Origin of the sequence: Streptomyces sp. NPDC051243 (assembly GCF_044455405.1) — a bacterium.
Taxonomy (GTDB): domain Bacteria; phylum Actinomycetota; class Actinomycetes; order Streptomycetales; family Streptomycetaceae; genus Streptomyces.
The window spans coordinates 115,141-135,690 of record NZ_JBITES010000010.1 but is presented as its reverse complement, the minus strand read 5'-3'; the positions used below and the strand labels follow the sequence as shown (position 1 = coordinate 135,690).

Annotated in this window: 17 protein-coding genes, 2 pseudogenes and 1 riboswitch; of the genes and pseudogenes, 13 read left to right on the top strand and 6 right to left on the bottom strand. The window is 68.9% G+C overall.

From position 1 onward, the window contains the following. Positions 1-35: 35 nt before the first annotated feature. Positions 36-1,661 carry a multicopper oxidase family protein gene (locus tag ACIBAG_RS25695; RefSeq protein ID WP_399107889.1) on the bottom strand — a complete coding sequence of 542 codons (1,626 nt, stop codon included), beginning with the start codon at positions 1,659-1,661 and terminating at the stop codon, positions 36-38. Between the two features lie 76 nt (positions 1,662-1,737). Further along, complete coding sequence (locus ACIBAG_RS25690) at positions 1,738-2,220, bottom strand: hypothetical protein (RefSeq protein WP_399107888.1); 483 nt, start codon at positions 2,218-2,220, stop codon at positions 1,738-1,740. 867 nt (positions 2,221-3,087) lie between these two features. Between ACIBAG_RS25690 and ACIBAG_RS25685 the strand changes: the two genes are divergently transcribed. Next, on the top strand, positions 3,088-4,104 hold the full coding sequence (locus ACIBAG_RS25685; RefSeq protein ID WP_399107886.1) for an ATP-dependent DNA ligase: 1,017 nt from the start codon (positions 3,088-3,090) through the stop codon (positions 4,102-4,104). 281 nt (positions 4,105-4,385) lie between these two features. Here ACIBAG_RS25685 and ACIBAG_RS25680 read toward each other — a convergent pair. Continuing rightward, positions 4,386-4,565 (bottom strand): annotated as a pseudogene (locus tag ACIBAG_RS25680) (DUF6233 domain-containing protein); the annotation flags it as partial. 470 nt (positions 4,566-5,035) lie between these two features. Further along, positions 5,036-5,222 (bottom strand): annotated as a pseudogene (locus ACIBAG_RS25675) (GNAT family N-acetyltransferase); the annotation flags it as partial. Between the two features lie 138 nt (positions 5,223-5,360). On the opposite strand from ACIBAG_RS25675, the gene ACIBAG_RS25670 reads away from it, so the two are divergent. From ACIBAG_RS25670 to ACIBAG_RS25655, 4 genes are all read left to right on the top strand, one after another. Continuing rightward, positions 5,361-6,296, top strand: a complete 936-nt coding sequence (locus ACIBAG_RS25670) for a DUF5134 domain-containing protein (protein WP_399107884.1) — start codon at positions 5,361-5,363, stop codon at positions 6,294-6,296. A gap of 233 nt (positions 6,297-6,529) precedes the next feature. Continuing rightward, positions 6,530-6,943: a cupredoxin domain-containing protein gene (locus tag ACIBAG_RS25665; protein WP_399107883.1), complete on the top strand. Its 414-nt coding sequence runs from the start codon at positions 6,530-6,532 to the stop codon at positions 6,941-6,943. Positions 6,944-7,356: 413 nt separating this feature from the next. Further along, positions 7,357-7,511, bottom strand: a riboswitch (cobalamin riboswitch). A 151-nt stretch (positions 7,512-7,662) separates the two neighbouring features. Further along, on the top strand, positions 7,663-7,953 hold the full coding sequence (locus ACIBAG_RS25660; RefSeq protein ID WP_399107882.1) for a heavy-metal-associated domain-containing protein: 291 nt from the start codon (positions 7,663-7,665) through the stop codon (positions 7,951-7,953). A 111-nt stretch (positions 7,954-8,064) separates the two neighbouring features. After that, positions 8,065-10,347, top strand: coding sequence for a heavy metal translocating P-type ATPase (locus ACIBAG_RS25655; RefSeq protein WP_399107881.1), 2,283 nt, complete (start codon positions 8,065-8,067; stop codon positions 10,345-10,347). A gap of 752 nt (positions 10,348-11,099) precedes the next feature. Here the strand turns inward: ACIBAG_RS25655 and ACIBAG_RS25650 are convergent. Beyond that, positions 11,100-11,417 (bottom strand): metal-sensitive transcriptional regulator, encoded by a 318-nt coding sequence (locus tag ACIBAG_RS25650; RefSeq protein WP_399107880.1) that lies wholly within the window; start codon positions 11,415-11,417, stop codon positions 11,100-11,102. A gap of 254 nt (positions 11,418-11,671) precedes the next feature. On the opposite strand from ACIBAG_RS25650, the gene ACIBAG_RS25645 reads away from it, so the two are divergent. From ACIBAG_RS25645 to ACIBAG_RS25635, 3 genes are all read left to right on the top strand, one after another. Next, entirely contained in the window at positions 11,672-13,531 is a 1,860-nt protein-coding gene (locus ACIBAG_RS25645; protein ID WP_399107878.1) for a PA domain-containing protein, read from the top strand. Positions 13,532-14,257: 726 nt separating this feature from the next. Beyond that, positions 14,258-14,713: a hypothetical protein gene (locus ACIBAG_RS25640; protein ID WP_399107876.1), complete on the top strand. Its 456-nt coding sequence runs from the start codon at positions 14,258-14,260 to the stop codon at positions 14,711-14,713. Positions 14,714-15,045: 332 nt separating this feature from the next. Beyond that, on the top strand, positions 15,046-15,402 hold the full coding sequence (locus tag ACIBAG_RS25635) for an NADH-quinone oxidoreductase subunit A (RefSeq protein WP_399107874.1): 357 nt from the start codon (positions 15,046-15,048) through the stop codon (positions 15,400-15,402). Here ACIBAG_RS25635 and ACIBAG_RS25630 read toward each other — a convergent pair. Next, positions 15,366-16,259, bottom strand: a complete 894-nt coding sequence (locus ACIBAG_RS25630; protein WP_399107872.1) for a hypothetical protein — start codon at positions 16,257-16,259, stop codon at positions 15,366-15,368. The genes ACIBAG_RS25635 and ACIBAG_RS25630 overlap by 37 nt on opposite strands. Before the next feature lie 135 nt (positions 16,260-16,394). Between ACIBAG_RS25630 and ACIBAG_RS25625 the strand changes: the two genes are divergently transcribed. From ACIBAG_RS25625 to ACIBAG_RS25605, 5 genes are read left to right on the top strand one after another with little or no spacing between them, the layout of a single operon-like run. Further along, positions 16,395-16,865, top strand: a complete 471-nt coding sequence (locus tag ACIBAG_RS25625) for a hypothetical protein (protein WP_399107870.1) — start codon at positions 16,395-16,397, stop codon at positions 16,863-16,865. Next, entirely contained in the window at positions 16,858-17,802 is a 945-nt protein-coding gene (locus tag ACIBAG_RS25620) for a complex I subunit 1 family protein (RefSeq protein ID WP_399107868.1), read from the top strand. Before ACIBAG_RS25625 ends, ACIBAG_RS25620 begins: the two co-directional genes overlap by 8 nt. Before the next feature lie 41 nt (positions 17,803-17,843). Next, entirely contained in the window at positions 17,844-18,404 is a 561-nt protein-coding gene (locus ACIBAG_RS25615; RefSeq protein WP_399107866.1) for an NADH-quinone oxidoreductase subunit J, read from the top strand. Continuing rightward, positions 18,401-18,706: an NADH-quinone oxidoreductase subunit NuoK gene (gene nuoK / locus ACIBAG_RS25610; RefSeq protein ID WP_399107864.1), complete on the top strand. Its 306-nt coding sequence runs from the start codon at positions 18,401-18,403 to the stop codon at positions 18,704-18,706. The genes ACIBAG_RS25615 and nuoK overlap by 4 nt, the downstream gene beginning before the upstream one ends. After that, positions 18,703-20,550, top strand: coding sequence for an NADH-quinone oxidoreductase subunit L (locus tag ACIBAG_RS25605; protein WP_399107862.1), 1,848 nt, complete (start codon positions 18,703-18,705; stop codon positions 20,548-20,550). Before nuoK ends, ACIBAG_RS25605 begins: the two co-directional genes overlap by 4 nt.

The following is a 20,550-nucleotide window of genomic DNA, read 5'->3' as shown; positions in this document are numbered from 1 at the left end:
CCTCCAATGAGCCCGCCCGAACGGCGCATTGAACATCAGGCCTTGTAGGCCACGTTCGCCATCATCCCGGCCTCGCCGTGGTACGCGTTGTGGCAGTGCAGCATCCACTGACCCGGGTTGTCGGCGTCAAAGAACACGGACAGCTTCTTCTTGGGCAGCACGATCGCAGTGTCCTTGCGTGGCCCGGAGTCACCGATCTGGTATGTGTGGCCGTGCAGGTGCATCGGGTGCCACATGTCGGTGTCGTTGAAGAAGTCGAGCCGTACGCGCTGGCCCTCCTCGATGAGGATCGGGTTCGCCTCGGGGCCCTTCATGTCGAACGGCCTGCCGTTGATGGCCCAGTTGTACTTGTCCATGCCGCCGGTCAGCTTGATCTGGTGCGTCACGTCGGTCTTGGCGGACTTGAGCCGCACATCGTCGGCGGCGCGGAGCTGGGAGGCCGACATGATCATGCCGTCGAGTTCCTTCGGACGGACGGTCGGCTTCGGCGCGCTCCCGGAGCCCGTGCGCACGAGCGCCAGTCCGTTGGCGTTCTTGCCCTCGGCCAGAGTGACGAGAGGGAAGACGCCGTCGCCGAGGGTGACGAGAACGTCGTAGCGCTCGCCCATGCCCACCAGCAGGGCGTCGACTTCCTGGTGCTGGACCGGGAAGCCGTCGGTGTGGGTGATGGTCAGCTTGTGGCCGCCGAGAGCGACCCGGTAGGCGGTGTCCCCTCCCGCGTTGATGATGCGCAGCCGGACTTTCTTGCCGGGCTTGCCGGTGTAGATGTCCGGGTCGGTGGCCACCCGGCCGTTGATCAGATGGTGCGGGTACTTCACGTCGCCGGCGTCCCCGCCGAGCAGTGGGCTTTCGGCGCCCATGAGCATGAATTTCATCGACATGCCGGCGGACGAGGAGGCCGAGGCGGACGGGGAGTCCCCCATGTCCATCCCGCCCATGTCCCCCATGTCGTGGCCTTCCATGCCACTGGAGCTGGGGCTGCTGCTCTCCCCCATGTCGTGGCCCTCCATGCCGCCCATGCCCTGCCTGAGTTCGGCGAAGACCTCGTCAGGGGTACCGGTGACGCCGTCGACCCAGTCGTCGAGGAGGACGACCCACTCGTCGTCGTAGGCGAGGGTCTCCTTGGGGTCGTCGACGATCAACGGGGCGTACAGGCCGCGGTCGAGCTGGACGCCGACGTGCGGGTGGAAGAAGTACGTGCCCGGGGCGTCGGCGATGAACTGGTAGGTGAAGCTGGAACCGGCTCGGACAGCGGTCTGTGTGGTGGGCGGCACGCCGTCCATGTCGTTGCGCAGCGCGAGGCCGTGCCAGTGGATCGACGTGGTGGTCTTGTTCGGGAGCTGGTTGGACAGCTCTGCGACCAGGGTGTCGCCGACCGAGAGCCGGATCTCCTTGCCCGGGGTACGGCCGTCGAATGCCCAGGTCTTGGGCATGATGCCGCCACCGAGATCGATCACGGCGGGTGCCGCGGTCAGGGTGAGCTTCTGCTGCCGTCCGGTGCCCTTGCGCTTCTTCTCCGTGGCGGCGACCACCGAGCCGGACGGGTTGACCAGGGCGTTGCCGCCACCGGAGCCGCTTCCGCTGCTGCAGGCGGCGAGCGCGCCCGCGCCGGCGACTCCCAGCCCGGCGAGCAGGACGGAGCGGCGGTTGATGCTGTTCATGGGGTTGTGTCCTCTGTTCTCGTAACTGCCGATGTGGTCGCGGAGGGACGGCACATCGCGCGCCGTCCGGCGCGGCCTATATGCGCAGTTGGGAGAGGACAGAGAGGTCGGGCGGGGCGCGACCGACCGTACCGGCGGGTACGGGCGCCGATACGACCTCGGGAAGGTCCGTGAGCAGTGAGAACTCGTTTTCGCCAGGAGCGGCGAGTTGGACGGAGCTGATGCTCGCTGTGGTGCAGTGCTGCATGCCGGGGGCAGCGCAACCACCGGTGTCAATGCTGTGCGAGGAGGACGGTTCCCAGGCGGTTGGCGTCGCCTCATCCGGCATGACGTGGCCGGCATGAGCGGCGCCGTGCATCGGCGTGCCATCATCCATTGCGGGCATGGACGAAGCGCTCATCAAGCGAGAGGCGCCCGTCGCGACCGTCTGGTGGTGGACGAGCACGGCCAGCGCGACGCACAGGGCGAGGAACACCCCGTACGTCCAGCGGACGGCCTTGCCGCCGCTGTGAGCTGCCCGTATCGCCATGATCTCCACCTGGTCGCGCTTGCGGGTCACCGAGGTCGCATCCTACCCCCTGGGGGTACCTTTCCGCGTTGGTAGTCCAATGAGATCTTCGGTTGGACGGCAACCCTCCGTAAGAGTGCCGGGCGCGGATGAGGACGCCGACTCGGTTGCAGTTGAAGGCGAAGAGACGAACGCCACCAGGCCGAGCATGGGGCCCAGACCCAGTCGCGGCTCCGGGCGCACTCCGCCCGCACCGCACCCGCGACGAGGCGGCCGTGCGCCGCCGTCGGCAGCTCCGGGACCGCCACCCAGGCCGTGAGGGGTCTTCCGGAGGCGCGGCCGCGGGGCGATGCCAGCACTTGCGTGCTGCTTCCTGTTGCAGCGTCCACGGCCGCGCTCCTTTTCCGGCCGCGTCAGGGCGCGACCAGAGTCTGTGGTACCGCCGGACGCCACTCCACGCAGGCGGCAGCAAAGGCGAGCAGATGAACGGCGTTCGCCGAGCGCATTAGCCAGCAATCAGCCGACCGTCCTCGGACCCCCGGGCGGCCCGACGGCGGCGATTGGTCGCACAGTTATCGCCGGCGCCGGAGGGACAGCGAGGCTACGAACTATATTAGTAGCCGCGGAAGGAGTTTGGCACGCGGCCTAATCCGTTCTGCGACCGCCCCTGTCGCCCTTTTGTCACCCCAGGGCGCCGGGAAGGCGCTCGTGCTGATCCGGCGGTTCGACCCGCATCCGTGGGCCATCACGCGAGCGGCAGCCCTGGTCGTCACGGCCGCGCGCCTGGCGGTGATTCCGGTACCAGTCGGACTCGGGCACCCTGCGCCGGGCTCTCATCAGTACTGTGCGCAGACCTGTGGATAGCCTTGACCGTTCGCTCAAGTCGCGGGTTCAGCGACAGGGCCATAGACCGGACGTATGGTGCTGCGACCGCCGGTGGAACCGATGTTGGCGCAGGCACGCGACCGGCTGCCCGCGCCCGGAGCCCTGCCCGGCGGCCTGGTCTTTCAGCCGAAGTTCGACGGATATCGCGCCTTGCTGTACACGCCGTGTCCCGCACCGGGAGTCGTGGTCGTGCAGTCGCGGCGCGGGAGCCTGATCGAGTCCCGCTTCCCTGAGCTTGTCCGTGCTGCCGAGCACCTGCCTGACGGCCTGGTACTCGATGGTGAGCTGGTCGTGTGGACCGGCGAGCAGTTGTCGTTCGAGGCGCTCCAACGGCGGACTGCCTCCAGCGGGCGCACCGCTGTCCAGCTGGCCGAGGAGCTGCCCGCGCACTTCATCGTCTTCGACGTGCTCCAGGCGGAGGGCCAGGAGCTGCTCCGTAAGCCCTACGCCGACCGGCGCACACAGCTGGAAGAGCTGTTCGCCCACCAGGATCTGGGCGCGCCATGGACCCTGTGCCCGGAGACGAGCGACGTGCCGGCAGCACAGGAATGGCTGACCTCGTGGACCGGCGTGCCGGGCGTGGAAGGGCTGGTGATCAAAGGAAGGGGACAAATGTATCTTCCGGGCGTGCGCGGCTGGTACAAGATCCGTCGCCGTGACACAACCGAGGGGATCATCGGCGGCATCACCGGCACACTGCGCCGGCCACACACGCTCCTGCTCGGCCGCTACGACCAGGATGGGACGCTGCGGCTGGTCGCCCGCAGCGCCCGGCTGCATCCCGACCTGGCGCGGCAACTGGCGGCGCAGCTGACAGCAGCGGTTCCGGGACATCCCTGGGAGGACGTGCGGTTCACGACATCCTGGGGGTCGCGTATGCCGCTCGACGTCGTCCTCGTCGAGCCCCAACTGGTAGCCGAGATCGACGTGGACACCGCGCAGGACAGGGGAGCGTGGCGGCACCCCGTACGGTTCGTCCGACTACGCGAGGACATGGCGCCCAGCGACGTCGCGGCCTTCGGCGAAGGGGCCTTGCCGGCCTCCGGGTGAGCCGTCGGTAGGTGCGCCGTCGGTATAAGGCGGGAGAAGAACCCTTGGCAGGGGAGACGTCGGCCGCCCTGCAGGCGGGGCAGAGCACCTGTGCCTGCGGCCCGTAGCGGCGGGTGAGCCCCTGGCATCGCGGGCAGTAGCCGACCTCCGTCGGGGTGCACCCCAGGAGGAGCGCAGCGACTGCTCGGTCTGTGCTCGGATCGATGCGTTGCGGCATCCCGTCCATGTGTCCGAATGTACGTCCGGCGCCCCCTATGAGCAGGTCGTACGCGGCTGGCTCCCTATGCAAAGTCGATGCCGAGCTCGGTGTCCGGCCGACAGAACTGGCAGGCCGTGATGTTCGGGTCGGTGAGGGCAGCACGCGCTTCATCGGCCCGGATCGAATGCGGCGTGCCCTCGATCATGGTGCAGTCGGCCACGTGGATCAGAGCGGGTTCCGGCCCGGTTGGTGTCCGTTTCTGCTGGACGACGTAGCCCCTTCTTCATGGACGGAGGCGTGAAACTGGGTAGTTGCCCAGGGCATCTCGAACGGCATCTCGCTGAAGACGCAGGTAGAGGGTGACCGTCTCGCTGTCCTCGATCTGTCGGTCGAGGTGGGCCAGGATCGCCCGGAGGCGGGGCGAGTCAGGCGGCAGCAAGGGCATGGGGCGCACCATCCCCTACGCGGCGACGCCGCTCATCGTGAACTCCTTCCCCGACGCCCAGCGGCATGCAAGGCCGACCAGGACGCCCTCTGTCCGCCGTCCTGCCAGTGCGGAGGGGACATCACCGTGGCCGATAGCCGGATAAGTCGCTGCCGCAGCGCGGTGCGTGGTTGCTCGGCAAGCTGGCTGTAGGTGGTGTGCCACGCCTCAACGGCTTGGGCGAGGTCGTCGGGAAGCGGTCGCATGACTAGATTCAATCATGTGTTCGATTTCATCCCCTGGGGTAGTCAAGCGGGCTGTGACAGACGTTCGACGAGGACGACGTCGCGCAGCGGCCGTGGTGGCGGCCAATGCGTTTGCAGGAGGCGATCACGCGGATTCCGGCCCGTTGGTGAAGGGCGAGGCTCGCGGTGCTCCCAGGGAAGATGCCGGACGGGAGGTCCAGATTTCGGCGCTCTCCGTTGAGCTCATGAGCCACCTGAACAACCTCCGCTCCCGAAACGTACTAAGGGCAATAGCAGTTGACGCCTACCGGCGCCCTGGGGCGCTCCGTACGGCGAGACGGCATGGCCGACGCAGGCCCGCCGAGCTCGGACGATCGGGAAGGTCAAGATGGGAATTCTGGTGCTCAGTTGGGCCATCGCGCTGGTCTCGATCCTCGTGGCCGCCGTCAGCGTGGTCCGGTTGGTGACCACCAGCGGTGAAGCACGGTTCGCAGCGGGCGGCGACCTGCTGATGGGCGTGTGCATGGCCGCCATGGCACTGCCGGCGACGGTCGGCTGGTACTCGGGCTACGGCATGTGGTGGGCGGCGGCATTCGGCGTACTCGGACTCGGGGCTGTGGCGATGGCGGTGAAGCAGGCGCGCCAGGGCGGGTGGAAGCAGGGACGTCACTGGGTGCACCTCATCATCGGCAGCGCGGGCATGGTGATCATGACGCTCGCCATGACGAGTACCTCGTCCGGACCGGTACTCGCCCTGGGTGGTGGGCACTCCATGGCGCACATGCCGGGCATGGAGAACACAGCGAGTTCGACGCACACGCATCAGACAGGCGACATGGAGTCGATGCACGGGATGGACTCCATGCACGGGGCGGGGACTACGCACGGCGCGGGGACTACGCACGGGGCAGGGACTACGCACGGGGCGCACGGGATGGACATGGCGGATATGGCCAACGCCGCTGCCGAGACTGGCTCCTCAGCAGGGTCTGGCTCTGTGTGGCGGTTCGTGATCGCCGCGCTCGCTGTGTACTTCCTGCTTTCCATCGGCGCGTCCGTGTGGGCGAGGGTCCGCGGCACCGGCAGGCGCGGAAGGGGTGCCGACTCGCGGATCAGTCCGGGTCGCTGGCTGCTGGCCATGCCGGACACGATCTTCGTCTTCCTGGCGTCGCTGACGATCTCCGTGTGGGACAAGGCCAGGAGCACGCAGCGGCCGGGGCACGGACGGCGCCGCAAACTCGGAGCCGCCCCGGACGCGGCGCTGGCGGCCCACATCGGCATGGGCGGGACTATGTCCGCGATGCTGCTGATGATGGCGGCGTGAGTAACGCAGGGGCATCGGTGACCGGCACACGGGGTCCCGGATCGCAGCACGTCACGACCGGTTTCCGCATCACGACGGACTGGGTTCGGTATATCGCCGGACCTGCGTACCCTGCTCGCATTCAGTGCCTACGGCGGTGAGAATGGACGCAAGCGATCCACGTGCACCGGCGGGCTCGGACTCCCCGCTCCGGGCAGGCCGCCCGCGGGCGCCCGTCCGAAGGGTCCGGTCCGATGTCGCCTGCATTCCCCCGCAGAGGTGCCTTTCCATGGGCGCTCGGAGCAGCCGTCGCCCTGCTGCTCGCGACCGCGTGTGCCGACGGGGACGACGAACCCGCCCCGACTTCGCCCCGTCCCACCGCCTCCCCCACGAGTCCATCGCCCACCGCAACAGGCGCCGCCGTCATCACGATGGAGGGCTTCGAGTTCAGCCCGGCGAATCCGCAGGTGCGGCCGGGCGAGAAGATCACGGTGGTGAACAAGGACTCCGAAGCACACACCGTCACGGCCACGGAAGGCGATGCCTTCGACACCGGGAGCATCGACGGCGGGAAGTCCGGAACGTTCACGGCCCCGTCCGAGGCCGGCGAGTACGCCTTCGTCTGCACCTTCCACCCGAACATGACGGGCACCCTGGTCGTCCGCTGAGCCGCACAGGCCCTCGCTCGGCGCCCCTGCCCGATGAAGGGCGGCGGTCGGCTGACACTGGCGGGCGCCGGCCAGACCGCGGCTCCGCCTGGGAGGGCGCCGCGCGCCCGAGCAGGGACAGAAGTGACGTCACGAGTGCCCCTCTCAGTGGCAGCGGCCGGCAAAGAGGTGCCGGCCGTCGTGGGCGAACTCGTGGACGTAGTTGACGGATGCCGCGATCTTGCCCAGGACCGGGTGACAGCAGCGCGCCCTGGTCCAGGAAGACCGACGCCCAGCGCGACCAGGGCGACGATCACCGCCGCAACAGCGATCAGCCCGTCCGGCAGCGGGTGGACGACCAGGCCGACAGCCGGTCGTGCCCAGGGAGCCGCCAAAGCACTCATGGAACCAACTCGCGGGGTGCACACGCCCCGCCGTTCAAGAGGACGACGGGTCAGTGTCTGACTCCCAGGACGCACCCGGTCCCAGTGGCGAGACCGCCCTGGACTCTCACCGGGTTCCTGCTCACCGTCGCCTCGATGTGAAGTAGTTGTCGCAGGTCGCGACGGCCTACTAAGCGAGTTAGCGATTCGGGTTTGCTTCAAACAGATCGCGTGGGCAGGATCACAGGCAGGCGGAATACCCCTAGGGGGTATAGTGTTCCCATCAGTCGGGAGAGGCAGGGAAGCGGCGCCCCTCCCGGAAATGACCCACGCACCCGAACCTCCGAGGAAGAAGCCATGACCACCGAGACGACGAACTCCGGCTCTTGCTGCGGCTCCTGCAGCACGGACGCGACCGTCGACGTCCAGAGCGTCGGCGTCACCACCGTCTACAAGGTGACCGGCATGACCTGCGGCCACTGCGAGGGCGCGGTCTCGAAGGAGATCTCCGCGTTGGACGGTGTCACCGCGATCCAGGCCGTCGCCAAGACCGGCGAGGTGACCGTCACCTCCGCCGCCCCGCTCGACGAGGAGGCCGTCCGCGCCGCCGTCGACGAGGCGGGCTACGAGCTCGTCGGCCGCGCCTGACAGCTCAGTCGGGGCCCATGGCCTCGGACAAGCGAATTCCTCCCGCGCCGGGACGCATCGCTCCGCTGATACGGACGCTGTGCGTCCCGGCCTCCCCCTGGAGATACGCACATGACCAGCACGGCTCCCGAGAAGGCAATCCCTGGCACAACGCCCGTGCCCACCTCCGAGGTCGAGCTCTCCATCGGCGGGATGACCTGCGCCTCGTGCGCGGCCCGCATCGAGAAGAAGCTCAACCGCATGGACGGCGTCACGGCGACCGTCAACTTCGCCACTGAGAAGGCGAAGGTCTCGTACACGGACGGCATCGAGGTCGCCGACCTGATCGCCACCGTCGAGAAAACCGGGTACACCGCCGAGGAGCCGCCCCCGCCCGCGTCCGCCGGCGCCGACGAAAGCGAAGGCGAGGCCGCTCCGGCAGCGGACGGTGAGCTGCTGTCACTGCGGCAGCGGCTGTACGTGTCACTGGTGCTCACCGTGCCCGTCGTCCTGATGGCGATGGTGCCGGCCCTGCAGTTCGACAACTGGCAGTGGCTGTCGCTGACCCTGGCCGCACCGGTCGTCGTCTGGGGCGCGTTCCCCTTCCACAAGGCCGCCTGGACGAACGCCCGCCACGGCGCCGCCACGATGGACACCCTGGTGTCCATCGGCACGCTCGCCGCACTCGGCTGGTCGGTGTGGGCGTTGTTCTTCGGCCACGCGGGCATGCCGGGCATGCGGCACGGCTTCGAGTTCACCATCTCCCGCGGGGACGGCTCGTCATCCATCTATCTGGAGGCCGCGGCCGGTGTGACCGCATTCATCCTCGCCGGGCGCTATCTGGAGGCGAAGTCCAAGCGCAGGGCGGGGGCGGCACTGCGGGCGCTCATGGAACTGGGCGCGAAGGATGTGTCGGTGCTGCGGGGCGGCAAGGAAGTACGCATTCCCGTCGCGCAGTTGGCTGTCGGTGACCGGTTCGTCGTACGCCCCGGAGAGAAGGTCGCCACCGACGGCACTGTCGTCGAGGGCTCGTCGGCCGTGGACGCCTCCATGCTGACCGGCGAGTCCGTGCCGGTGGACGTGACGGTCGGCGACGCCGTGACCGGCGCGACCGTGAACGCCGGGGGCCGGCTGGTTGTCGAGGCCACCCGGATCGGTGCGGACACCCAGCTCGCACGGATGGCGAAGCTCGTCGAGGACGCGCAGAACGGCAAGGCCGAGGTGCAGCGGCTCGCCGACCGGATCTCAGGGATCTTCGTGCCGGTGGTCATCTTCATTGCGGTCGCCACCTTCGGAGTGTGGCTCGGAGCCACGGTCGACACCGTGGCCGCGTTCACGGCTGCCATCGCCGTACTGATCATCGCCTGCCCGTGCGCACTGGGTCTGGCCACGCCGACTGCGCTGATGGTCGGCACGGGTCGCGGTGCCCAGCTCGGCATTCTCATCAAGGGCCCCGAGGTCCTGGAGTCCACCCGCCGCGTCGACACGATCGTCCTGGACAAGACCGGCACGGTCACCACGGGACGGATGCAGCTGCAGGACGTCCTCCCCGCCCATGGCGTGGACAAGGACGAACTGCTGCGACTGGCGGGCGCGTTGGAGCACGCTTCCGAGCACCCGATCGCCCAGGCAGTCGCGGCCGGGGCCACCGAGCGGGTCGGCAGCCTGCCGGTGCCGGAGAACTTCGAGAACGTCGCCGGTCTGGGAGTCCAGGGCGTCGTGGACGGGCACGCGGTGGTTGTGGGCCGCGAGACGCTCCTGAAGGAGTGGGTCATCGAGCTCCCCAGGGAGCTGGCCGGGGCCAAGGCAGCAGCGGAGGCCGAGGGACAAACGGCGGTCGCCGTGGCCTGGGACGGCGAGGCCCGCGGCGTCCTCACCGTCGCCGACGCCATCAAGGAGACCAGTGCGGAAGCGGTGGCCGAGCTACGCCGACTGGGCCTGAAGCCCGTACTGCTGACCGGCGACAACCAGCTGGTCGCCGAGTCCGTCGCCCGCTCCGTCGGCATCGACGAGGTGATCGCCGAAGTCCTGCCCGAGGACAAGGTGGACGTCGTCAAGCGACTGCAGAGCGAGGGCCGTACGGTCGCCATGGTCGGCGACGGCGTCAACGACGCAGCTGCCCTCGCCACCGCCGACCTGGGCCTGGCCATGGGCACCGGCACGGACGCGGCGATCGAGGCGGGCGACCTGACCCTCGTACGCGGCGACCTGCGGGTTGCGGCCGACGCGATACGCCTGTCCCGCAAGACGCTGGCCACCATCAAGGGCAACCTCTTCTGGGCCTTCGGCTACAACGTCGCCGCCCTCCCCCTTGCCGCCCTCGGCATGCTCAACCCGATGATCGCGGGCGCCGCGATGGCGTTCTCGTCGGTCTTCGTGGTGACCAACAGCCTGCGGCTTCGGTCCTTCAAGTAACCGCACACGCACACCGTTGGCCGCGGCGCCCGGCTCCTCCAGCCGGGCGCCGCGCTGTTGGTTCGCTCTGAGCCCCGTCCACTCGATCGCCGAGTGTGTCGAGGAAGCCCCCCACCGCAGCGTTCAAGGCGTCCGGGCGTTCCAGTATCGGCGTGTAGCCGGTGGTTCGAGGACGACGGTCTCCAACGCGGCGATGGCACGCGCGAAGCCACCCACCCGAGCGACGGGTGAGATCGGATCACGGTCCGCTCTACCCACGAGGACCGGGGCCAACGGTATGCGGGTGCCGGGGGACACTGGGCGTCTCTCTTGCCAACGCGCCGAAGGGTGCGCGTACGGGCAGGCGCCTCGGAGGACGTGTCCACACCTCCCCTGCCCGTACGCGCGGCTCATGGGGTTACTCAAGATCGGAACTCCGGCTGCCTGACCTGGCCGGTCGACGTCCCACTCCGGGCACCCGCTCTCCGGGGCAGGCCGCGCTGCTGCGGATCGCCGAGACCAGCACGGAGCGACGAACGCAGCAGCGCGGCTCGATGGGGGCGGGTTGTCCCGCCCATTTCACCGCGCCGTGATACTAACCTTCTTAATGGATGCCCTGCATCCCGTCGTTCCAGCAACGGCTGTCGACTGCCCCGGTCCGGCCCCTTCGCATCCGACTGATGAGGAACAGAACAGGCGACGCAGGATTCCCCATCAGCCCAAATGAAGTCGGCGCGCTCAACGATCCGCACCAGCCTTTGCGCCGGCCAAGCTCACGTACGCAGCAGCCGCTCGATGGCCTGCGACGCCTCGGTGACCTTCTCCTGGGCCACTTCTCCCCCGGCCGCCATGGCTTCCCGCACGCAGTGGTCCAGATGCTTCTCCAGCAGTTGCATGGCCACGGACTGGAGACTCTTCGTGGTCGCCGCGACCTGCGTAAGCACGTCGATGCAGTACTGACCCTCCTGCACCAGGCGCTGCAGGCCACGAACCTGCCCCTCGATACGCCGGAGTCGCTTGAGGACGGCATCCTTGTCGTCGTGGTAACCCGGCGGCGCCTGCTCGACCTCGGCTTGCTCCAGCCGTTCCATACCCCCCAAAGGTATTATCTCCGAGCACTGGAGGGAAGGGGACGCTCGCCCGCACCGGGGGTCCAGGCCCCGACTACCCATCGGCAGCCACGCCGTGACCACGGATGCTTCCGCCGAGCCATGCAAAATACGATCTGGTTAAAGACCTTTCGGTTGAGCCATGTACTAAGTACCTTCCGGATGCCGGTCAGTTGGTGACCGGCATCACCTCGTTATGGGCCGGTAATCCCGGCCGCACGAGTGGGAGGTCAAGCATGCGCAAGGCCCACAGACGGACCGGCGTGGGCGTGCTCGCGGCGGCACTCTTCGCCACGACAGCTCTCGCCGGTTCCTCACAGGCACATGACGGCGTTTCAGCGACCGACGGCGCCATCGACAACGCTGCGGCCACACATGACCACGACCAGCACGGCGGCAGCGAAGGACACCTGCCGGCCACCCAGAAGAACGTCCGCCTGGTCAGCAAACTCAAGCTGAGCAACGTCGTCGAGGGAAAGATCGCCGATGTCGGCGTCTACAAGGGCTACGCCTACCTCGCCTCCTGGGGCGGCGTCGGCTGCGACAACACCGGCGTGTACGTGGTCGACATCCGCAAGCCCAGCAAGCCCAAGGAGGTCGGCTTCATCCCCGCCCCGGCCGGGAGCGCTCCCGGCGAGGGCATCCAGACGGTGCACCTGTCCACGCCGTCCTTCAACGGCGACGTACTCGTCAGCAACAACGAGATCTGCGGCGAGACCGGCTCCGGCGGCATGAACATCTACGACGTCACCGACCCCACCAAGCCGAAGACGCTCGCCGAGGGCGTCGGCGACTTCACCCTCGAGGGCGAGACGACGGAGACCGCCCGCCAGATCCACAGCGTGTTCGCTTGGGACGCGGGCAGCAAGGCGTACGCCGTGATCGTCGACAACGAAGAGGGCACCGATGTCGACATCATGGACATCACCGACCCGACCAAGCCGCAGCTCATAGCCGAGTACGACCTCGACGAAACCTTCCCGCAGATCCTGCAGGCGGCTCCGGAGAACCTCACCGAGGTCTTCCTGCACGACATGGTCGTCAAGAACATCCGCGGCCGCCAGGTCCTGCTGGCCTCCTACTGGGACGCGGGTTACGTGGCGCTCGACGCGACCGACCCCAAGAACCTCAAGTACATCGGCGACACGGACTTCACCAACCCCGACCCGGAAGGCACCGCGGCGGGGCGCGACGTGGCACCGGAAGGCAACGGCCACCAGGCGGAGTTCACTCTCGGCAACCGGTATGTGATCGGCGCCGACGAGGACTTCGGCCCGTACGCGCTGTCGGCACGCAACCTGGACGACGGCACAGCCGTCACGGCCGGCCAGGGCATCCCGCTGGAGACGGGCAAGAGCATCACCGGCGACACGGTGTACGTCGGCCTGGGCTGCAACAGCAGCCCAGCCGTCCCCGCGGGCGACCCGGCTGCTGTGGACATCGCCGTTGTGGAGCGAGGCGTGTGCACCTTCACCGAAAAAGTCGCAGGCGTCGAGGCGGCGGGCGGCTACGACGCCATCCTCGTCTTCAACCGCACCGGCTCGGATGCCTGCGACACGCAGAGCGGCATGACCGTCGAGGGCACCCTCCCGACCTTCGGCGTCGCACCGCGCGGGCAGGGCTTCGCCGTCTTCGACCAGGCGTACAGCGACGCCGACTGCCTCGCCGGCACCGGCCCCGCCACCCTGCCGGTGGACATCGGCACGAAGGGCGACCGGCTCACCTTCTCGTCGTACTTCGACGGCTGGGGCTATGTCCATCTCTACCGCAACAAGGGCGGGAAGATGACCGAGCTGGACACCTACGCCATCCCGGAGGGCCAGGACCCCGCGTACGCGTCCGGCTTCGGTGACCTGAGCGTCCACGAGGTGGCGACCTCGGGCATCCGGCCCGACCTGGCTTACTTCTCCTACTACGCGGGCGGATTCCGGGTCACGAAGATCAAGAACGACAAGCTCGTGGAGGTCGGCCGCTTCATAGACGAAGGCGGCAACAACTTCTGGGGCGTCGAGACCTTCAACTCCTTCGGGAAGGAGTACGTCGCGGCGTCCGACCGTGACTTCGGGCTCTACATCTTCCAGTACACGGGGCACTGAGATGACCTGGCTGAGGTGATCTGAGCGCGGCGGGGTCCGTACACCAGGCGGCGCGCGGACCCCGCCCCGCACCGGGACTTCCGTACGACTTTGCCCCGGACGCCTACCGCACCGATGCGGGACAGTCCCCGGAGACGACGATGCGCAGCCTCAACCACAGACCCAACATCTTCTTCATCAGGATGAATTCGGCAGACCCCATCCCACACGCCGATCGACAGACGCGGCTCGCTGGAGTCAGCGAAAGCTCTCCTATACGCATGAAGTAAATGATACCCCCTGGGGGTATATGGAAGACATTGGATGGTCGACCGCCGCAACCTTCCTGGCCCTCCATGTCGAGATCAAGCCACTCGGCGATCCACTGCGGCGCATGCACAAGCAGCACTGCCGGGTGCGCCAGTCGTCGCGCGGGCAGAGCAGAGACCCCTGCTTCCAGGCCAGGGACAGACGGGCGGCGCTCGAGGATGAGGAGCGGTGGTGCGCCGGCCTGCTGCCGCATGAACGGATCAACACCCACTCCACCAGCGACACACGATCGCCCTGCCCACGGCCAGCGCGTCGTCGAATCTCGGCCCCGCCATTGATCCCTTCACCAATCCGCTCATTGCTACTAAGTCGATTAGTGATTTAGCATGGCCGCCAGGCGCCGACCGGAGACCGCCCGTAGGCGCCCCCCGTTCGCCGGGCTCTCCGGTCGGCGGCCTGATTCCGAGGAGCAACCTCATGCGCACCTGGCCCGCCCGCAGATGGGTCGCGGCAGCCGCGGTCACTGTCATCGCCGCGCTCGTCATCGGCGTCCCGACGGGCGTCCTACCGACCCCCTTCTACACGCGAATGACTCCGGTGCTCTGGTGGAACTACCCGGTATGGTTGGTCAGCTCCGTGCTCGAGGGGCTCCTGGTGGCCACGTACGTGGGTATCGATCCGGCCAATACCCCCGCAGCCGAGCCACCCGAGCGTCCCCGTACCGTTCGCGCCCTGGGCGCGGGACTGCTGTCGGCCTTCGCTGTCGGCTGCCCGATCTGCAACAAGCTCGTGGTGCTGGCCGTCGGCGTCAGCGGCGCCCTGTCGTTCTTCGCGCCGGTACAGCCAGTGCTCGCCGTGGCGTCGGTAGCCCTGCTCCTGCATGCGCTGGTCCGGCGACTGCGCACCGCGAACGCCTGCGCGGTGCCTTCGTGAGGGCCGACCCGCCGCGCGTGGCCCGCCGCAGTGCGGCCACGCTCCGTTCCTGGGTGGCGGCATGCGCCGGCGGGCTGCTGCTCTACACCTCGTTCCCGCCGGTCGATGGTCGCTCCTGGCTCCTCTCGGTCCCGCTCCGCTTCGGACTCTGCGGGGCGGGCGGGATGGACGCCAATCGTGAGCAACGCGGGCCGGCTGAAGCCGGGGCGCCGACGTAGTACCGAACAGGGGCACTTTGTCAGCCATGGTGTCGAACGTTCCATATGCCACTGGTGGCTGACATGCTGCCCGCGGGGTAACCGTTTGAGCGCGTTCGTCGGAAAGGGGCCCGCATGGAGTCGTCGGACTGGCAACCGGTCCTGGTCCTCCTCGTGCTGGTCGTGGCGGCCGTCGTGCTGCTCCATGCCATGTCCATCGCACTGCGGGCGATCCGCGAGCCACTGCATACCGGGCCCTTCAGCGGAGGACTCGAACCGCGGGAGCACCCCCTCTCCCGGTTCCACGTGCGCTGGTACCCGGTCACGATGATCTTCCTCGCCTTCGACATGGAGATGCTGTTCATGTATCCGTGGACGAAGGTCGTCTCGGCCGTCGGCACGCCTGCAGTCGTCGAGATGTTCCTCTTCCTGGGCATCCTGCTCGCCGGTGTCGGTTACGCCTGGCGGGAGGGGGCCTTCCGGTGGAGTTGAGGCGCAGGCTCGTGCGAACGGCGCTGTCCCGGCCCGGAGTTCTGCTGGCGGTGACTCCCGGCGCTACCCGGGAGCGGCTCGCCGTCGAGGCCGAGCTCGTACGTCGAGGGTGGCGGTCCGTGAGTGCGCCGGCGGAGGCGGACCTGCTGGTTGTTCTGGGCGGTCACTACGCCGAGAAGAGCGACGAAGAGAGCGACTGGGCGGCGAATCTGTGGCGTGCCATCCCGGCGCCCAAGGCCCGGGTGGCATTCACAGACGCCGGGCAGGTCACCGAAGTCCTCGATCGCGGACTCGCTGAGCTTCGGCGTGGGGAACCGCCGGGGCACCATCACCACCAGGTTGACGCGCACCTCCACCATGGCGAGCACGGGCGCCGCGACGACTCGGCCGCGCATGAAGATCACGGTGCTCACGAGGCCCACGACTCGGGCGGGGAGCAGGAGGGACACCACGAGCACGGTGGAGGCGCTCAGCGCCCCCGTCATGGCGGGCAGGACGAGGCCGAGCACCCGGCGCACGACGCTCATGAACCTCACGGAGCGCCCGAGAGCCGCCACGACATGCACAGGGACCATCACGAAGAGCGCAGCGGCCACGCGGAACACGGTGAGGGACACGACGGTCACGACATGCACGGCGGCCATCCCGCTCACGCCGGACACGACATGGGCGTCGTGGGCGGCCTGCCCATGGCCGATCGTGCCGACGACCGTGACGGGCTGAGGCTCGACCGGCTCCATGTGCCGCTCGGGCCGGCCCTCGCCGACTGGCCTGCGGGGTTGGTCCTGCGTGTGGCTCTGCAGGGTGACCTCGTCCAGCAGGTCGGGGTCGAGGCGGAGAGTTCCGCATCTCCACATCCGCCGTTCTGGAATGAGCCGTGGCTACGGGCACTCAGCGGAGAGCCCATTGTGCGGGGCGTCGCCGCTCGGCGGCTGTGCGCCGCTCATCTGGACAGTCTGGGAAGGCTGTTCGCCGTGATGGGATGGGCCGACATGGCCGCCCGATTCCGGCACGTACGGGATCACGCCCTGGCCGGGGCGGGCGCCGCGGAACTCTCCGGTCGCCTGCGTCCCCTGATCCGCCGGGCGGAGCGATCGCGCAGCCTGCGGTGGCTGGCCACCGGGCTAGGGCCTCTGACCGCAGAACGCGCGCACGAACTCGGGGTCACGGGCCCTGCCCTCGTTGCCGACGGAGACGTGTACGACCGGCTGCGCGTGTGGCTCGATGCGACTAGGCACGCCGCAGCGCAGTGCGACGACACCGAGCCTCTGGGAATTGCCGAAGCCACCGGGCCGCGCGGGCGGCTCGACGGGCCGATGCCCCCGTCCCGGGCGCTCCTGGACGCCTTGCCGGGCTTGCTGGAGGGTGCCGAGTTCGCCGGTGCGCGGATCATCATCGCGAGCCTGGACCCGGATCTCGACGAGATCGCACATGTGTCGGCGGCGGAGACGGCCCATGGCTGACAGCACACCGCTATGGGCGGTCTTCGTCCTGCCTGTTCTCCTGCTCGCGGTCGCTGTTGTCACAGCTGGTTTCGACGCCGTACTCGCGGCCGGTGCTCGCGGCGGGCGGACGTCGTCGCTGCGCGAGGTGGTCCTCCGCGGGGCAGAGCCAGGCCGGGAGGTGCTGCGGCACCTCGTGCAGCAGCCGCGGCGGACTCGGGCGTCCGATGTGCCGCTGGCCCGGGTCGGGGCGGCGCTCCTGCCCGTCGCCGCGATTCTCGCCGCCGTCGTACTCCCGCTGGGCTTCGGGTCGGTCAGTGATCTGCCGGAGGGGATCGTCTGGTTCAACGCGATGGAGGCGCTGGCGTGGGCGGCGGTGTGGCTGGCGGGCTGGGGGCCGAACTCGACGCTTTCGCTCATCGGCGGTTACCGGTTCCTGGCTCAGGGGCTGGCGTACGAGCTGCCTCACATGCTGGCGATCACCACGGCCGCGCTCGGTGCCGAGTCGCTGCGGGTCGGCGATGTCGTCGACACACAGGCCGGGTTGTGGTTCGCGGTGTGGATGCCGGCGGCCTTCGGGATCTATCTGCTCAGTGCGATGGCGATGGCGTTCTGGGGGCCGTTCGACCAGCCCGCCGGGAGGGACGTGGCCGGCGGTGCGGCCGCCGAGTTGTCCGGCGCGGACCGGGTGCTCTTCCTCGGTGGCCGGTGGCTGCTGCTGGTCGTGGCGGCGGCGTTCAGCGTGCCGCTCTTCCTGGGCGGTGGGCACGGGCCGTGGTTGCCCGCCTGGATCTGGACCGTGCTCAAGACCGCTGCCGTACTGGCGCTCCTGGTCTGGTTCCGGCACCGGGTCCCGACCGTGCGGATGGAGCGCTATGTGGAGCTGGCCTGGGTGGTGCTGACTCCGCTCGCCATCATGCAGGCGCTGGTCGTGGCCGTGGTGGTGCTCAACCGGTGAAGTCGATGAAGTCCAGGACGAGAGCGAGGTGTCGTACGTAAATGGATGTCGCGGTCTTCTGGGTGCTGGCCGCTCTTGCGGTCGTCAGCGGGGCGATGGTGTTCCGCTTCGACTCCATGGCTCGTGCGACGTTCTCCCTGCTGACCTCGCTGTTGTGCGTCGGGGGGCTCGTCCTGCTGCTGGGGCTGGACTATCTGGGCGTCGTCATCGTGCTGATGATGACCATCGAGATGGCCATCATGGCCGTCTTCATGGTGATGTACATGATGAATCCGGCCGGGCTCATGCCGATGACGATGATGCACAACAAACGGGGTGCGGCGGTCGTCTGCGGCCTTGTCTTCGTACTCCTGGCCGCCGGGGTCCTGTTTGCTCCCTGGCCCGCACGCCGGGGCAGGGCCTCGGACGATCCGACGACGGATCTCGGCATGTCGCTCATGGGTCCGCAGATGCTGACCATGATGACGTTGGGGATGGCGCTGTTCGCGACCATCCTGGCCACCGTCGTACTGGCCACCCGCCGGGGACGCTACGACCGGCTCGGCGACGATCTGCGGGCACGTCGCGCGGACGATCCCGTACGAGGCGGTGTCGGCCGGTGACCCTGGAACTGTTCCTGCTGCTGGCCGCCGCGCTGTTCTGCATCGGGCTGTTCGGGGCGCTCACGCAGCAGTCGATCGTGATGCTGATGATGGGCCTGGAGCTGATGCTGGGCGGCGTCATCCTGGCCGCCGCGACCGCCTGGCATTACATCGCACCGGCCACCGCCGACGGACAGGTGCTGGTCGTCGTCGCGATCACGGCGATGGCCGTGGAGATGGCAGTCGGATTCGCCGTGGTCACCGCCCTGTTCCGGTCGCGTGAGATCGACATGACCGACATGGCGGCGGAGTTGAAGGAGTGAGCGCCCTGCTGTGGGCGCTCGTCGCCGTTCCGCTCGGTGCCGGCGTCCTGCTGATGGCGGTCGGGCGCAGGGCCGACCGGCTGGCACCCGGCCTGGCGATCGCCGTCGCGGTCGCTGCCGGCGGGCTCGCCATCGCGGCGGCGTTTCGGCATCCGGTCGCGCAGGCACCGCTCCTCGACGGGCTGCCGGTGCGGCTTGCGGTGGACGGGCTGTCCGGGCTGCTGGTGGTGACGGTCATGGCGGTCACCCTCGTCGTGCTCCTCTTCAGCGCCGCAGAGTTCGGGGCGGGCGAGGCACGCGCCCGCTTCTTCGGGCTGATGCTGCTGTTCGCCGGGAGCATGCTCGTCACCGTCACGGCCGCGACCCTCCCGATCCTGCTGATGGCGTGGGAGGTCATGGGCGCCACCTCCTGGGCGCTCATCGGCTACTGGTGGCAGGATCCGCTGCGTACGCGGGCGGCCGACACGGCATTCCTGACCACCCGCACCGCCGACCTCGGCCTCTACCTCGCGGCGGGCGCGGCCCTGGCCGGCGGCCAGGATTCGACGCTCTCGCTCGACGGTCTCGCACGCGCCGACGAGCCGTGGCTGTCCTTCATCGCCGCCGGCCTCATCGCTTCCGCCCTGGGCAAGTCGGCCCAGCTGCCCTTCAGTTTCTGGCTGTCCAAGGCCATGCAGGGCCCGAGCCCGGTCTCCGCGCTGCTGCACTCGGCGACCATGGTCGTCGCGGGAGCGTATCTGCTGCTGCGGACCGGGCCGTTGCTGGACGCCTCCGGCTGGGGCGACGACGTGGTCGCGTGGACGGGCGCCGCCACCGCGCTCTGCCTCGGGCTGGTCGCGGTGGCGCAGACCGACCTCAAACAGCTGCTTGCCGCATCGACGTGTGCGCAGATCGGCTTCATGGTGCTCGCCGCCGGAACCGACGCGACCACCGGTGGCACGCTGCAACTCATCGCCCATGCGGCGGCGAAGAGCCTGCTCTTCCTGGCGGCGGGGGCATGGCTGACAGCGCTGGGCACCCAACAGCTCCCCCAGCTGCTCGGCGCGGCGCGCCACAACCGGGCGGTCGGTGTTGCCTTCACCGTCGGCGCGCTCTCCCTGGCAGGGATTCCGCCGCTCTCGCTCTGGGCCGCCAAGGACGTGCTTCTCGCGGGGGCCCTGGAGACCGGCCTCTCGCTGTACTCCGTCGCCCTGGCAGCCGCCTTGCTGTCAGCGGTCTATAGCGCCAAGGCGTTGTGGTTCGTGTGGCGGCCCGCGGTGCCATGGCCCGATGCGCGCCGTATTCCGAGCGGTGCCGTGGGGCCGCTGGCCCTGCTGGCTCTGGCGTGCCTCGCGCTGACGCCGGTGGCTTTCCCTCCGCTGCGTGACAGTGTGGGGCGCGTACTGGGGCACGCTGGTCAACCCGAGCCGCGCGCGTGGGAGTTCGCGCTCTCCGGGGCTCTTGCTCTGCTGGCGGCAGCAGTCACCTGGGCCTGGGGCACACGCCCGGTGCCGCTACCCGCGCGGGCGAAGTCGGGTGTCGCGGACTGGCTGCTCCTCGAGCGCGCGGCTCATGTCCTCCTGGTCGCTCCCGTGATGCGGCTCGCACGGGCCGCCGCGGCCTTCGACGACCGGGGGCTGGACCGTGCCGTCGACGGTGCGGCCGCGGGCACCGTACGGCTCGCCCGCTGGACGGACGGCGTCCTGGAACGCATGGTCGACGGCACGGTGACCGCGGTTGCCGCCGGGACCCGCACCCTCGGCCGCTGGGCCCGCCGCCCGCAGACCGGTCAGCTGCACCAGTACCTCGCCCAGGCCGTCGCGGCCTTCACCGTCCTCGCCGTCGTGCTCGTCCTCGTGAGGTGA

Excerpts from the sequence above, each read along its gene's own strand:
- ACIBAG_RS25660 (WP_399107882.1), top strand. The coding sequence starts at position 7,663 with ATGACCACCGAGACGACGAACTCCGGCTCTTGCTGCGGCTCCTGCAGC.
- ACIBAG_RS25650 (WP_399107880.1), bottom strand. The coding sequence starts at position 11,417 with ATGGAACGGCTGGAGCAAGCCGAGGTCGAGCAGGCGCCGCCGGGTTAC.
- ACIBAG_RS25620 (WP_399107868.1), top strand. The coding sequence starts at position 16,858 with ATGGCTGACAGCACACCGCTATGGGCGGTCTTCGTCCTGCCTGTTCTC.
- ACIBAG_RS25615 (WP_399107866.1), top strand. The coding sequence starts at position 17,844 with ATGGATGTCGCGGTCTTCTGGGTGCTGGCCGCTCTTGCGGTCGTCAGC.
- ACIBAG_RS25640 (WP_399107876.1), top strand. The coding sequence starts at position 14,258 with ATGCGCACCTGGCCCGCCCGCAGATGGGTCGCGGCAGCCGCGGTCACT.
- ACIBAG_RS25625 (WP_399107870.1), top strand. The coding sequence starts at position 16,395 with ATGGCCGCCCGATTCCGGCACGTACGGGATCACGCCCTGGCCGGGGCG.
- ACIBAG_RS25685 (WP_399107886.1), top strand. The coding sequence starts at position 3,088 with ATGGTGCTGCGACCGCCGGTGGAACCGATGTTGGCGCAGGCACGCGAC.
- ACIBAG_RS25695 (WP_399107889.1), bottom strand. The coding sequence starts at position 1,661 with ATGAACAGCATCAACCGCCGCTCCGTCCTGCTCGCCGGGCTGGGAGTC.
- ACIBAG_RS25635 (WP_399107874.1), top strand. The coding sequence starts at position 15,046 with ATGGAGTCGTCGGACTGGCAACCGGTCCTGGTCCTCCTCGTGCTGGTC.
- ACIBAG_RS25655 (WP_399107881.1), top strand. The coding sequence starts at position 8,065 with ATGACCAGCACGGCTCCCGAGAAGGCAATCCCTGGCACAACGCCCGTG.
- ACIBAG_RS25630 (WP_399107872.1), bottom strand. The coding sequence starts at position 16,259 with ATGTGGAGATGCGGAACTCTCCGCCTCGACCCCGACCTGCTGGACGAG.
- ACIBAG_RS25645 (WP_399107878.1), top strand. The coding sequence starts at position 11,672 with ATGCGCAAGGCCCACAGACGGACCGGCGTGGGCGTGCTCGCGGCGGCA.
- ACIBAG_RS25670 (WP_399107884.1), top strand. The coding sequence starts at position 5,361 with ATGGGAATTCTGGTGCTCAGTTGGGCCATCGCGCTGGTCTCGATCCTC.
- ACIBAG_RS25665 (WP_399107883.1), top strand. The coding sequence starts at position 6,530 with ATGTCGCCTGCATTCCCCCGCAGAGGTGCCTTTCCATGGGCGCTCGGA.